General features: G+C 64.4%; 9 protein-coding genes. 2 read left to right on the top strand and 7 right to left on the bottom strand.

From position 1 onward, the window contains the following. Positions 1–8: 8 nt before the first annotated feature. Both proS and gltB read left to right on the top strand, forming a co-directional pair. Positions 9–1,499 (top strand): proline--tRNA ligase, encoded by a 1,491-nt coding sequence (proS, locus tag HALNA_RS06950; RefSeq protein ID WP_049935671.1) that lies wholly within the window; start codon positions 9–11, stop codon positions 1,497–1,499. A gap of 162 nt (positions 1,500–1,661) precedes the next feature. Beyond that, a complete protein-coding gene (gene gltB, locus HALNA_RS06945; protein ID WP_049935670.1) occupies positions 1,662–6,194 on the top strand; it encodes a glutamate synthase large subunit in 4,533 nt (1,510 codons plus the stop codon). Between the two features lie 60 nt (positions 6,195–6,254). On the opposite strand, the gene HALNA_RS06940 is transcribed toward gltB, so the two are convergent. The 7 genes from HALNA_RS06940 to HALNA_RS06910 all read right to left on the bottom strand — a co-directional run bounded on the left by HALNA_RS06940 (position 6,255) and on the right by HALNA_RS06910 (position 14,452). After that, on the bottom strand, positions 6,255–6,950 hold the full coding sequence (locus tag HALNA_RS06940; RefSeq protein ID WP_049935669.1) for an HD domain-containing protein: 696 nt from the start codon (positions 6,948–6,950) through the stop codon (positions 6,255–6,257). A 75-nt stretch (positions 6,951–7,025) separates the two neighbouring features. Further along, positions 7,026–7,244: a hypothetical protein gene (locus tag HALNA_RS06935; protein ID WP_049935668.1), complete on the bottom strand. Its 219-nt coding sequence runs from the start codon at positions 7,242–7,244 to the stop codon at positions 7,026–7,028. Next, positions 7,241–8,953, bottom strand: a complete 1,713-nt coding sequence (locus HALNA_RS06930; RefSeq protein ID WP_049935667.1) for a hypothetical protein — start codon at positions 8,951–8,953, stop codon at positions 7,241–7,243. Before HALNA_RS06930 ends, HALNA_RS06935 begins: the two co-directional genes overlap by 4 nt. Further along, a complete protein-coding gene (locus HALNA_RS06925) occupies positions 8,954–10,033 on the bottom strand; it encodes a hypothetical protein (protein ID WP_049935666.1) in 1,080 nt (359 codons plus the stop codon). Continuing rightward, positions 10,030–11,217 carry a signal peptidase I gene (locus HALNA_RS19320; RefSeq protein ID WP_211225999.1) on the bottom strand — a complete coding sequence of 396 codons (1,188 nt, stop codon included), beginning with the start codon at positions 11,215–11,217 and terminating at the stop codon, positions 10,030–10,032. Before HALNA_RS19320 ends, HALNA_RS06925 begins: the two co-directional genes overlap by 4 nt. 322 nt (positions 11,218–11,539) lie before the next feature. Then, positions 11,540–12,361: a hypothetical protein gene (locus tag HALNA_RS06915; protein ID WP_049935665.1), complete on the bottom strand. Its 822-nt coding sequence runs from the start codon at positions 12,359–12,361 to the stop codon at positions 11,540–11,542. An 87-nt stretch (positions 12,362–12,448) separates the two neighbouring features. Beyond that, positions 12,449–14,452 (bottom strand): vWA domain-containing protein, encoded by a 2,004-nt coding sequence (locus tag HALNA_RS06910; protein ID WP_049935664.1) that lies wholly within the window; start codon positions 14,450–14,452, stop codon positions 12,449–12,451. Positions 14,453–14,588: the final 136 nt, after the last annotated feature.

The following is a 14,588-nucleotide window of genomic DNA, read 5'->3' as shown; positions in this document are numbered from 1 at the left end:
GTTCGGTAATGACCGACGATCAGGAACTCGGGATCACCGAGTCGAAAGAACACAGCACCGGGGAGTGGTACGCCGAAGTCGTCCGGAAGGCCGGCCTTGCGAACTACGGCCCGGAGGGAATGAGCGGATTCATCGTGACGCGCCCGCGCGGGTACGCGCTCTGGGAAGCCATCCAGAACGAACTCGACGCCCGATTCAAGGCGACCGGCGTCCAGAACGCGTACTTCCCGCTGTTCATCCCCGAATCGTATCTGGAACGCGAGAAGGACGTGGTCGAGGGGTTCGACCCCGAGGTGGCGTGGGTCACCCACGGCGGCTACGAGGAGTTAGAAGAGCGACTCGCGGTCCGGCCGACCAGCGAGAGCATCATCGCGCCGTATCTGAGCCGGTGGATCCGGAGCCACCGTGATCTCCCGATGCGCGTCAACCAGTGGTGTAGCGTCGTCCGCTGGGAGGCAACCGAGACCAAGCCGTTCTTCCGCACGAAGGAGTTCCTCTGGCAAGAGGGTCACACCGCGCACGCGAGCGAGGACGACGCGTGGTCGGAGACGACGACCCGCCTCGACCAGTACGAGGCGGTGTACGAGGACGTGTTGGCCATCCCCGTCCTCCGCGGGAAGAAACCGGAACACGACAAGTTCCCCGGTGCGGAGACGACGACGACCGTCGAGGCGCTGATGCCCGACGGCAAATCCGTCCAGGGGGCGACCAGCCACTACCTCGGCCGGAGCTTCGCGGAGGCGTTCGACATGACCTTCACCGACGAGGACGAGACCGAACGCGTCGCGCACACGACATCGTGGGGCATCTCGTGGCGCGCACTCGGCGCGCTCGTGATGACCCACAGCGACGATCAGGGACTCGTGCTCCCGCCGACGGTCGCACCCGAACAGGTCGTGATCGTCCCCATCTGGCAGGACGAGACCAGAGACGCAGTGCTCGACTACGCCGAGGGCATCGCCGACGACCTGCAGGAGGCGGGCGTCCGCGTCGAACTCGACGACCGCGACGAGCGCAACCCCGGCTTCAAGTTCAACGAGTGGGAGCTGAAGGGAGTGCCCCTGCGGATCGAGGTGGGGCCGAACGAGGTCGACGAGGAGTCGGTGACGCTCGTCCACCGACCGGACGGGGAGTCGGTGAGCGAGGACCGCGGGGGCATCGTCGACACCGTGCAAGAGGGCTTCGAGACGGTGTACGCCAAACTCTACGCGGCCGCGGCGGAGAATCTGGACGGAAACGTCCGCGAAGCGTCCGACCGCGCGGAGATCCTCGGCACCATCGGCCAGCACGGCGGCTACGTGAAGGCGCCGTGGTGTGGCGACGAGGCGTGTGAAGCGGAGGTCAAAGACCAGATCGCAGCCGAAATCGTGCTCGTGCCGTTCGAGGAAGGCGAGGAGTCGCGTGCGGACGGCGACATCGAGTCGATCCACGAGGGCGAGACGTGTGCCCTCTGTGGCGAGGAGGCGGTCGAGACGGCGTACTTCGCCAAGTCGTACTGAACCGCGTCGGGAACGCCGGGATCACCCATGGATGATCGATGATTATACAAATTCGCTAAGGACTTTCAGAGACTTAGTATGATATATATTACCTTGTATGTGACTAATGAAGCCTTACGGTAACAGGGACAGGCTGATAAGTGGGAACATAGAAGGGGGGATATGACCAAGCCGCGGAGAGACGCCCACGCCACGGGGGAGGGATTGGCTACCCCCACCGACGACCGATCGAACTGTGGTGTAGGTGTCGTTCTCGACCTCGACGGCGGTGACTCCCACCAGACGGTCGCCGACGGTATCGACCTGTTGATCAACCTCGAACACCGGGGCACCACGGGTGCCGAGGAGGCGACCGGCGACGGCGCCGGCATCATGATCCAGCGGCCCGACGAGTTCTTCGACGACGTCGTCGACGCCGACCTCCCCGAGACGTACGCGGTCGGCTCGGTGTTCATGCCCCAGGACGGCGCGGCCCGACAGGGGCTCATGACCATCTTCGAGCGGACGCTCGCCGAACACGGCGTCGACGTGTTCCACTGGCGGGACGTGCCGACGGACAACTCGGAGCTCGGTGGGACCGCCCTCGACTCCGAACCCGATGTCTACCAGCCGTTCGTGCGACCGACCGAGGGAATGGACGACGACGAGTTCGATCGTGCGCTCTACGTCGGGCGCCGCGCCATCGAGAACGCCATCGAGGAACTCGAGTCCGCCGGCGCCGACCGGTTCTACATCTGCTCGCTCGACCGCAAAACCCTCGTCTACAAGGGGCTCCTCAAGGCAACCCAGCTACCGACGTACTACCCCGACCTCGTCGACGAGCGGGTCAAATCGACACTCGTGCTCGTCCACGCCCGCTTCTCGACGAACACGCTCGGCGCGTGGCATCTCGCGCATCCCTACCGCAGCATCATCCACAACGGCGAGTTCAACACCATTCGCGGCAACATCAACTGGATGCGGGCCCGCGAGACGGACCTCGCTCACTCCGACTTCGGCGACGACATCGACACGCTGAAGCCGATCATCAACGACCCGAACCAGAGCGACACCGCCTCCGTCGACAACGCCCTCGAACTGCTCGTCCAGGGCGGCCGTGACCTGCCTCACGCCCTCCGGATGCTCATCCCCGAGGCGTTCCGCAAGAACGACGAGATGAGCGAGAAGCGACGGGACTTCTACGACTACCACGCGAGCCTCGTCGAACCGTGGGACGGGCCGGCCCTCGTCGTCGGTACCGACGGCGAACAGGTCGCCGCGGCCCTCGACCGCAACGGCCTCCGGCCCTGCCGGTACGATGTGACACGGGACAACCGACTGATCATGGCCAGCGAGGCCGGTGCACTCGACATCGACCCGTCGAACATCGAGGAGCGCCACCGCCTCCAGCCCGGTCAGTTGCTCGTCGCCGACCCCGAGCGTGGCCGCGTCGTGCCCGACGACGAGGTGTTCGACGAGCTCACCGACGAGAAATACGGCGAGTGGGTCGAACAGGAGCAACGCCACCTCAGCGACGGTGCGTCGACCGACTACGCCCCCCACGACGATGTGGCGTCGCTGCGCGCTCAACAGGCCGCCTTCGGCTACACGTACGACCAGCTCGACCACCTCGTCGAACCGATGGCAAAGGAGGGTAAGGACCCCGTCGGCTCGATGGGTGACGACACGCCGCTGTCGGTGCTCTCCGATTTCAACCGGCCGCTCTTTACTTACTTCAAACAGCTGTTCGCGCAGGTGTCGAACCCACCGATCGACTACATCCGCGAGGAGTTGGTGACGAGTCTGGAGTCCCGGCTCGGTCCCCAGCGCAACTTGCTGGACGAGACGCCGGAACACGCCAGACAGCTAGTCGTCGACTCGCCAGTGCTAACCGACGCTCAGACGGCCGAGATCAAGTCACTCGACGGCGAGTTCGACTCGGTGGTCGTCGATATGACCTACGAGAAAGACGGCGACCTCCGAGCAGCCGTCGAGGACCTGCGCCAGGACGCCCGGGCGGCCATCGAGGACGGGGCGGACATCGTCGTCCTCTCCGACCGGAATACGGGGCCGGACCGCGTACCGATTCCGAGCCTGCTCGCGACCGGCGGCGTCCACCACGCACTCGTTCGGAACGGCCTCCGCAACCACGCCGGCCTCGTGATCGAATCCGGCGACCCCCGCGAGGTCCACCACCTCGCCACGCTCGTCGGCTACGGCGCAGACGCGGTCAACCCCTACCTCGCTTACCAGAGTATCTGCGACATCGTCGCCGGCCCCGACGGCGCCGACGAGGCCGACGCTATCGCGAACTACAAGAAAGCCCTCGAGGACGGCCTCCTGAAGACGATGGCGAAGATGGGTATCTCGACCGTCGAGAGCTACCAGGGCGCCCAGATTTTCGAGGCCGTCGGCCTCTCTTCGGAGTTCGTCCGCGAGTACTTCGAGGGGACGGAGATTCGGACGGAAGGCATCGCCATCCCGGAGATCGAAGACGACCTCATGACGCGACACGCCGTCGCCTACGGGGCCGATCCGGACCTCGAACGGCAGGGCGAGTACGAACACCGCTCGAACGGCATCCACCACCAGTGGAACCCGAAGACGGTCGGGACGCTCCAGCAGGCGGTCCGGTCGGGAAGTTACGAGAAGTACGAGGAGTTCGCCGACCTCATCAACGATCAACAGGAGAACCTCCAGACGCTCCGTGGCCTCCTGGAGTTCGACAGCGACCGCGAGTCCGTCCCACTCGACGAGGTGGAGCCGGTCCACGAAATCGTCGAGCGGTTCGCGACGGCGTCGATGTCGCTCGGATCGCTCTCGCCGGAGGCCCACGAGACCAACTCCATCGCCATGAACCGCATCGGCGGCAAGTCGGGCAGCGGCGAGGGCGGCGAGCCACCGGAGCGGTTCGGCACCGAGAAGGAGTGTAACATCAAGCAGGTCGCCTCCGGCCGCTTCGGCGTCACGTCGAACTACCTCTCCTCGGCCGACGAACTGCAGATCAAGATGGCACAGGGCTCCAAGCCCGGTGAGGGTGGCCACCTCCCCGGTAAGAAGGTCAACGAGATGATCGCCCACGTCCGCTACTCCACGCCCGGCGTTGGACTCATCTCGCCGCCGCCGCTCCACGACATCTACTCCATTGAGGACCTCAAGCAACTGATTCACGACCTGAAGACGGCCAACCCCGAGGCCGACATCAACGTGAAACTCGTCGCCGAGGCGGGTATCGGCACTATCGCCGCCGGCGTCGCCAAGGCCAACGCCGACGTGGTCCACATCTCGGGCCACTCCGGCGGGACGGGCGCGTCGCCGAAGACGTCGATCAAAAACGCCGGCCTGCCGTGGGAACTCGGCGTCGCCGAAGCCAACCAGATGCTCCGCGCGACGGGGCTGCGCGACCGCATCCGCATCTCCGCCGACGGCGGGATGATGACTGGCCGCGACGTGGCCGTCGCCGCACTGCTCGGTGCCGAGGAGTACGTCTTCGGCACGTCCAGCCTCATCACCTCGGGCTGTGTGATGGCCCGCATCTGCCAGACCAACAACTGTCCGACCGGCGTCGCCACGCAGGACGAGGACCTGCGCGAGCGCTTCTCCGGCCAGCCGGATCACGTCATCAACTACATGATCTTCCTCGCGCAGGAACTGCGCGAGATCATGGCCGACCTCGGCTTCCGGACGGTCGACGAGATGATCGGCCGGCCGAGCCTGCTGAAACAGACCGAGACCGACCACCCGAAAGCCAAGCATCTCGATCTGTCGGCCATCATCGCCGAACCCGAGGGTGGCGCGCGCCACAAGGTCCGCGAACAGAAACACGCGGACGTGGAAACCCACCTCGATCACGACCTGATCGGCGAGGCGACCGACGCCATCGAGGAGGGGGAACCAATCCACATCCGCGGCGACATCTCGAACGGTGACCGCGCGGTCGGCGCCATGCTCTCGAACCGTATCTCGCGACGCTACGGCGAGAGCGGCCTGCCCGAGGACACCATCTCCTGTACCTTCGACGGCATCGCCGGCCAGAGCTTCGGCGCCTTCCTCGCCAACGGCGTGACGATGGAACTCGTCGGTGCCGCCAACGACTACGTCGGCAAGGGACTCTCCGGTGGCAAGCTGATCGTCCGGACGCCCGAAACGGCGGCCTACACGCCCTCGGAGAACATCCTCGTCGGCAACGTCTGTCTCTACGGCGCGACACAGGGCGAACTCTACGTCAACGGCCTCGCGGGCGAACGCTTCGCCGTCCGCAACAGCGGCGTGAAAGCCGTCGTCGAGGGCGTCGGCGACCACGGCTGTGAGTACATGACCGGTGGCGTCGTGGCCGTCCTCGGCGAGACGGGGCGGAACTTCGCGGCCGGGATGTCCGGCGGCATTGCCTACGTCTACGACCCAGACGGCGACTTCGAGGACCGCGCCAACACCGGCATGGTGACCATCCACCACGACCTCGAAGAGTCGGACGAGGCCATGCTCCGCCGCCTCGTCGAGAACCACGCGGCGTACACCGACAGCGACCGCGCGGCGACGCTGCTCGACGACTGGGGCACCGAAGTGCTGAACTTCACGAAGGTGATGCCCGACGCCTACGCCGAGGTCATCGCCGAGGAGAGCCGCGAGGACGTCCGTACCAGCCTCCCCGAACCGGCCTCGAAAGCCGGCGGTGCCGAGGTCGACGTGGGTACGGTCCAGACCGGCGACGACTGAGCGGGCCGGACGGCGGGCCCGTCGCACCGTTCACGCCGCGCAACGTTTCTACCGAAGAATTCAGACATCGTCGTCCGCGTCCGTCCCGTCGATTCCCGGAACTTCGTCTTCGAGCCACTCGCGGAACCACTTCACCCGTTTCAGCCGCTGGTGTGCGACGCTCTCGGCCGCGTCGCTCTGTACGCGCCGGGCGGCATCGCGCCCGCGTTCGAGGACGCGGTCGATCATCTCGCCGGCGTCCATGTGGGTTCGTGACTCGTAGCCCATCCGCAGGAGCATCAACACGGCGCCGTTGGCACCGATCTTGTCCAGGATATCGGCCTCGATGAGACACTGTGTCTCCAGCGACACGTCCCCGAGCGTCCCCTGGTAGGAGTGCTCGCGGACGGACTGGGTCACCTGATCGACGAATGACGCCGGGTAGTCGCCACGCGTCGTGAGGTACTCGCGGGCGACACGGGCGCCCTCGTCGGCGTGGCGCTCCTGCTCGGCTTCGAGTTTCGCGATGTCGTGAAACAGCGCCGCCACGCGAACCACGTCGACGTCGGCCCCCTCACGACGGGCGATATCGACCGCCAGGTCGACGACGTTCAGCGTGTGATTGAACCGATACTCGGCGCTGTGCCACGGGTACCACCGCATCCGGCCGCCGTCCTCCTCGTTCTCGACGCTCGCCGCGAGGTAGTCGGCGACGAACCCCTTCATGTCCTCGAAGGCAGCGTCGGAGACGGCGGACTCCTTTATTTCAACCCCCACGGTCCCACCTCCGTTGCGTACGTGTTGCTCTCATTGTCGAAAAAAAGAGTGTTCGACTATTAGGCGTTACGACAGTCAGACGGCACCGACCGACGCCAGAACGAGCAGCCCGTAGAGATAGAGGAGCCCCAAGATTACGTTCCGTTTCGGCGCGTGTGGACGCATTCCGGGGAGCCTGAGGAGCCACGATCCGGTCGCGACGACGGGACGGAGCCACCGATGTTCGGATGGGTCGCTGACTGCCCGGCGGAATCGGCGGACGACCCGTGATAGTTCGACGCCGCTAGGAGTCATTGTTCCGTGTTACTGTCCGAGGTCTCGTCGCCATCGTCGGCGTTGTTGGTCTCTCCGCCATCGTCTGCGTCGCCACCATCGCCGCCGTCCGTCTCGCCACCATCGCCGCCGTCCGTCTCGCCACCGTCGCCGCCGTCATCGGTCTCTCCGCCGTCGGCGTCACCACCATCGGTTTCTCCACCGTCGCCGCCGTCATCGGTCTCTCCGCCGTCGGCGTCACCACCATCGGTTTCTCCACCATCGCCGCCGTCCGTCTCGCCGCCATTACCGGTCTCGGTCTCGCCGCCATTACCGGTCTCGGTCTCGCCGCCGGTCTCCGTCTCGCCGTCCTCACCGCCGTCCGTCCCACCGTTCTTCGTCTCACCACCGCTCTCTTTCGTCTGGCCATCCTTCGTCTCGCCGCCCTCACCGCTCTTCGTCTCGCTGCTCTCGCCGTCGTCCGTCCCACCGCTCTCCTTCGTCTCACCGTCCTTCGTCTTGCCACCCTCACCGCTCTTCGTCTCGCTGCTCTCGCCGTCGTCCGTCCCACCGCTCTCCTTCGTCTCGCCATCCTTCGTCCCACCGCTCTCCTTCGTCTCACCGTCCTTCGTCCCACCGCTCTCCTTCGTCTCGCCATCCTTCGTCCCACCGCTCTCCTTCGTCTCACCGTCCTTCGTCCCACCGCTCTCCTTCGTCTCACCGTCCTTCGTCCCACCGCTCTCCTTCGTCTCACCGTCCTTCGTCTCGCCACCCTCACCGCTCTTCGTCTCGCTGCTCTCGCCGTCGTCCGTCCCACCGTTCTTCGTCTGGCCATCCTTCGTCTGGCCACCGCTCTTCTTCGTCTCGCCGCTCTCCTTCGTCTCGCCGCTCTTCTTCGTCTCGCCGCTCTTCTTCGTCTCGCCGCCCTCACCGTTCTTCGTCTGGCCATCTTTCGTCTCGCCGCTCTCCTTCGTCCCACCATTCTTCGTCTCGCCGCCGTCGCTACTCCCGTCGTCACGACTGCCACCACCCGAAGTTTCGGACGGGTCAGACTCGGTCGCCGAACCAGTGCCGGTCTGGGAGCCACTTCCCGACTGAGTGCTGTTCAAGTTCGCGCCGTTGACGGTGGTGCTTCCGTTCTCCGTCTGCCCTGCCGACGATTGTGCGCCGGATGCCGGAGCCGTTCCGTTCTGCGTCGTCTCGTTTGCAGACGTGGCGTTCGCTGGCGTGACGTTCCCGGCGACCTGTGTCGGTTTCGGCTGTGTCCCGTTGGACACGAACACCGCGAACGGGCTGTATCCGTTCGTGGTCACGGTGTCGATTCTGACCGTACCGTCGGTCTCCATACCGACGCTCGTCTCCAGCCACACCCACTCGCCGCGAACGTAGTGGCCAACGGTGGAATTCTGGGGATCCGCATCTCCGAACCAGAACGGTGCGAGCCAGAACGAAATCTGTGCACACTTCCCTTCACCCTCGACATCGAAGGTCTTGACCGGCTCCTGCTTGGCGGGATTAGGAGTCACGCCCGTCGCTTTCGCCGACTTGGCCTCACTGCAGGATATCGGGGTCACCTGATACGTCCCGAGGGTGAACGACGGTTCGACCGTTATGTTCCCCGGTGACTGTTCCGTATCGGAGAGGGACGTGTACGTCGCACCGCCGGAAGCCGCGGCGATGACGACGAACGCGGCGACCAGCGTCGCAACGGAAGTCCAGTCGAAGTCGAAGTCGAAGTCGTCGGACGACATTCAGTCCTCACCCCCCGCCGAGTGGGCCACGGAGCGGAGCGAGGGGTGGCTGCCCATGGAGTCGACCACGTCGTTGTTCCCGCTGGTTCCGTCGTCCGTCAGGTTGTTCTTGCACTCCCACATCTCCTCCTCGAATTCGTATTTGCAGCCGTACGACTCCGGACACGGAACGCCGTTGGAGCGCGTGGGGTTGGTTCCCGGGTACTGGGTACCCTGTTTTTCGTACATCCCGCCAGTCCCGACCGTGAGAGTCGACTGTGGGAGGTCGGTGAACACGTCCAGATACGGCCCGTATTTGAGCGCGATAGTGTCGACTGCATCCGGAACGCTCGTGAGCGTGAGCGTCCGTTCGTCCTCACTCCGGGAGAATTCGAGGTCGTTTTTCGAGAACGGTTCGGACGCACAGAAGGCAACCCAACTGATGCCCGGAAGCGACTCGCTACCCCCTTCGCCACCGCCGGTCCCGTCGCAGTCACACTCCCAGTCGGGCGCGACGGAGTCCGCGTTCATCACGTGGCGCGACTGCGTGGCGTAGAACACGAAGTCGAACTCGACGGTGGTTTCGTCGGTAATGTTCTCCTCGACATCGACTTTCCAGTCCACGACGAACTGCCACGTCGTCGTCGTGGGAAGTTCACCGATGCTGACACCGTCTCCGAACCGCTCGCGACTCTCACGGAGCGACAGGTGGTCGTCAGTGAGCCACCGATCGACGGTGCCGTCGCCATCTTCGTCGACTCCGAATCGGAGGAACAGCGCTTCTTCGACCGGAGTAACCGGATCGCAAGCGCACGCCGTCCGGAACCAGAGATATCCGGGGTTATCGGAAATCGAAAGTTCACGCCGTTCCCGACCGCTGTCACCGTTCGAGACCGTACCGTCTTCGAACGGACTCGGACCTGCGCCATCGCTCGTCCACGGCCCGAGTTCGAGATCCAGTGTCCCCGCTGTCACCGCCGACGTGGTCGTCTCCGAATCGTGGAACATCGCCGCCGCACCGCTCCCCGTCGACGCCGCAGCCCCGGTGGTAGCCACCGCCAAGAGGAGCTTTCGGCGCGACAGGGGGCGGCGGTCGCTCACACGTCGCCACCGCCCGTCTTCGTATCGTCGCTCTCGGATCGGTCTCCGGGCGCCGATTCGCTCGACGCCCCGTCGGCGCTCACGCTATCGACCTCCGATGTCCCGCCGTCGAACGCGGTCCCGCCGTCGGTCTCCGGCGACGCACGGTGTAGGTACAGGGCGTCGTCCCGAGTCATGTAGTACGTGTCCTCGTCGTCGTCGTAGATGACCCAGTCGTCGCGGTCGAGCGCCATCTGAACCAGTGATTCGACCGACTCGAGCGGGATCGTCGTCCGCTCGCCGATCTGTGCCGGTAGCTCGCCGCGTCTGACGACGCCGTCGACCGATCGACTCGTCGTCGATGTCGATCCACCGCCGGCGCCACGACTGGCGAGATAGAGGACGACACCGAACAGGAACGCGATCCCGGTGGCCGTCGCGGCGCCGATCGACCACGCTTCACGCGTCGTCCACGCTACGTATCCGCTGTACGGGACGTACAGTCCGAGGAGGAGGACGATCAACTGCAGGCTCGAACGGGTGAGGGTGAACCCACTATCGTCGCCGTCGGTGTCAGTGTCGGTTCCAGCGTCGGCGTCGACACCGGTATCCACCGACCCGGATTCCGCGGCCGCGTCGGCCGGAACGGCGGGGTCATCGGTCGCTTCGTCCTTCGACGCGTCGGGCTCTCGGACCGACTTCGCCAGTTCCCAGAGCTCCGAGAGCACGAACAGCGCCATCGGCGTGAGTACGAGCGTCAAGAAGCCGAGCTGCGTGTTGGCGAACTGAACCACGTGGCCGATGAACGGAATCACGAAGATTACCTCGCCGATTACGCGGCTCTGGGGAACCGTTCCGCGGTCCCGCTCCTCGTTCGCGTCGCCTTTCGTGACGTACTCGACGCCGTTTTCTGTCTGCCGTTTCTCGATCACGCGGTGCGTCGTCGGCGTCTCGCTGCCGGCTCGCTGGAACGTGATGATATCCCGTTCCTGAATCTCCGACGCCGGCACTTCCCGGACGATGACCGCGTCGCCCGGACTCATCTTCGGTTCCATGCTGCCGGAGAGGACGACGAGCCCGTGGTCCGCGCCGACGACACCCGGCACTGCGTACACGACGAAGGGAACGACGACGGCCGCCAGCACGAGCACTACCAGCACGTTCACTGCCAGCCGCGGAACGTTCCGGTCGTTCATCAGGTCCATGTGTGACTCCCTCCAGTTGCGCAGGCGCCGTACCGACGCCGACACACGAGCGTCACGGCTGCCCCCCGATGTGACTCGACCACCCGTCGATCGCCCCCGTTGTGTCCATCATCACTATCGACTCCTGTATTGGTCTTAGTTATCCGCCGCTTTGATACGACTCCGGAAGAGGTAAGCGGAGCCTGAAGGGGGGTTGACGGGGAGCCCGTCCGGATAGGGGTTTTGTCGAGATCAACAGGGACAAATCGCACGACACCGCCGGTTTGGTTCGGGTGCAAATGCCCCGGTAATGGGACGTTAACAGAAGGGTTCGACACGGGAATCACTCCGGACACGGCCGAGGATCGAAGCCGACCTGGAACGTGGCCGAATCCCCTTGAATGACGTTGCCGACACTCTCCGGAATCTCCCATTCGAACGAGACGTACACCTCGTCGCCCGGGGAGAGACACGTGTCGCCGCCGACCGAAATTCGGTAGCCACCCGTGTTACCGCGTGCGTCGCCGGCCAGATCGGACGCCGTGGCGACCTGTGCGAGCGAACCCTCCGCAATAGGCGTATCGCCGATGATCGGGAGGTCCTCGAGTTCGCCGTTGCCGTCGCCGGTGAGGATACTTTCGTCCACCCAGACGGCCATTCGGACGTGTTCGGCCAGATCCCCGGGCAGGCCGTCGGTATCCGCGGTGTCCCCTGCGTCCCGTTCCGGTTCGTTGATCCCGTTTTCCGCCGTGTCGGAGATGTGGGCGAGCAGGTACAGTTCCGCGTTCGCCGTGTTCGCGGCGTCGACGTCCGCCCCGCTGAGCAACCGCGCCCGCATGGTCACGGACCCCGAGTCGCCGGGCACGACCGCCTCGTCGACGATCAGGCCGACGCTGCCGGCCTCGCCGTCCGTCGTGCTCGTGAGTCCCGTGTCTTCCTGCACGGTCCCGTTTACGATTTCGCGCCACGTGAGCCCGATCCGCGGTGGCGGATTCTCGTCGGCGAACCCCTGGGTCTGTGCGTACGTCCCGTTCACCGTTCGCTGGTTCATGTCGACCGTTCCGTATCCGAGTGTCGCCGCCGCTCTGTCCATACCGAGGTAGAGAGCGCCGGCGCTCCCGACCGCGGCGAGAATCCGCCGTCGAGTGAGCGAATCGAGCGGCATCAAGGCCCGCCGGCGGAATCGAACCGCCGTTCGGGGTGGATCCCCGAGACGACCAGTGCGGGTGAGATGGGGAGCGAGGTGGTGGCGTTAGGCGTCCGTCTCTTCCGGACGAACTTCGGCGTTGTTCATGCCGCTGCCGTCGTTGTGGCGGCACTGCTCGGTGTAGAAGCCGATATCAAACGAGACGGAATCGGACTGGACCTCGTTGCCGTGGTCGGCTGGTAGCCACCACGAGAAGCCAAAGCAGGCAGTGTATGCCGACGAGAAACACTCTCGCATCTCGGAGTCCTCGGGATCGTTGAGTTCGTCGAACGGCGTATCTCGATCGGCATCAAGCGGGATACCACGACCATCGTTCGCGGTAAGAGCCTCTTCGGCCTCTTTGAGCGTTCCACTGAAGATCGTTTCGTCGCACACGCCTTCATCCCCACCGACGAGGGCTTGAGCGATTGCGTCGGCGACATCGGTAACGCTGTCCTCGCCAGGACCGGGATTAAACGCAGCGTTGAAGAAGAATCCCTGATTCATCTGAGAGTTGGTCCGGTCGCCGTCGTCACCCGCAACCACGTCGCGCAGGAAGTCGTCGGCGTTCGAGGAGGCCTGATCGAGGCTGATCCCCGCTACGATGATCGGGATACCTGCCTGCTGGACGTTTTCCGCAGCGAGTGCAGTCTCTTCTTGCTCGTCACTCGAAGAGATCCCATCACCGCCGAGACCGTCGTACGGATAGTTGGCAAGCGTATTTGAGGTGTATGTCGCACCACTTCCGGAGAGCGGACTGCCCTCTGCATCCGTGACAGTGTACGGAGTGGTACTGGACTCTGGACTGGTGTAGTTCGGCAGCCCATCGGCGATGAGCACGATGACTTGGCGTGCATTGTTTCGGCCCTGATCGTCAAGGACTTGTTTCGCAAGATCCAGCGCGTGGGGGGTTGGTGTGTTGCCGTTCCCGGTGTCAGGGAGGAACTCTCCGGCGTTCGCATTACCGTCGCCATCCGTATCGAACTGACTGAGGGGTCCGAGGCCGGCTCGCAGCGCTGGCCGGTTGAACGTTCTCGGTGCACCACTATTGCCACCGGCGTCACCCGGACCGTTGAATGTCAAGAGACCGGCTCTGATCTGATCCGCGTTCGGACTCGAAGCCAACTCGTCCACGAACGTATTTGCACCATCACGGATGAGGTCGATCTCCTCCTCGGTGTTGCTATTGCTCAGCGAACCACCTATACTTCCGGAGGTGTCCGCCACCGCCATGATATCGATCGGATCGTCACAGGTGATCAGGTTGTCACAGTTGTTGTCGTACCAGATCACCGTCTGGATATCGTCAACGAGTTCGACGGTGTCCCCTTCCGGTGCGTCTTCGTCAGGGTCGTCACCCTCCGGTTCGGTAACACCGCTTTCGCTCGCATCTAAGCCGTCCGGCATGTTCATCCACAGGTAGCCGTCGTTGTCACAGAGATGCGTGCTGAACGTGATCTCGCCGAAGTCACCGGGCTTCACGTCCTGAAGATTGATCAGTGGCGCCGGAGAGTCGTCGTCGAGACGCGTGTCGTCGTTGTCGGTTCGGCCCAGGGGATCGCTGTCCGGATCGAGTCCTTGGTCGTCGCCACCCACGTCGGCCAAGTACTCACACGGACCTCGGCCGTTTGTCTCTTCGATCGGGAAGTCGGTAATCCCGTTATTATCGGAATCGGGGAACCCTTCGATGGACGTGTTGTCCATGAAATCGTCCACGTACTGGTCAGGGACCCAGATTAGCGGCTCCGATGCACCGGGTGGGAATGCGCGATATCCGTCGGGATTCGTCGGTTCCTCCATCAGAACATCGAATTCACTGGAATTAGTTTCACCGAGTTCACCACCATCCTCCTCGGTCCGATCAGTATTTTCATCCGCCGACCAGTCGGAGTAGTGCTCCTCCCAGTCGACCTTGAGGTCCAGTTCACCGGCCGTCAGCGAGTTGTTCTGGAACGTCTCTTGATCGCTGAAGTACGCGGACGTACCGAGCCCCGCTCCAGCAGACGCCACGCCGATGCTACCGAGTGCGGCGAGTGCCTTCCGCCGCGACAGTTCGAAATCGTTTGACATTGGTTGTGTCCTCCTCGTGACCACCGCGAAGTGGCCTCGCTCCCCATCCTGGGGATGCCCACCGGCGGAGTCGAACCGCCGTGGCACGGCGTCGCCGTGCCACGTGCCTCCGGTGAAGCCGGAGACGCCGTGCTCC

It is taken from the genome of Haloplanus natans DSM 17983, from assembly GCF_000427685.1.
Classification (GTDB): domain Archaea; phylum Halobacteriota; class Halobacteria; order Halobacteriales; family Haloferacaceae; genus Haloplanus; species Haloplanus natans.
This window is presented reverse-complemented; position numbering and strand designations above follow the sequence as displayed.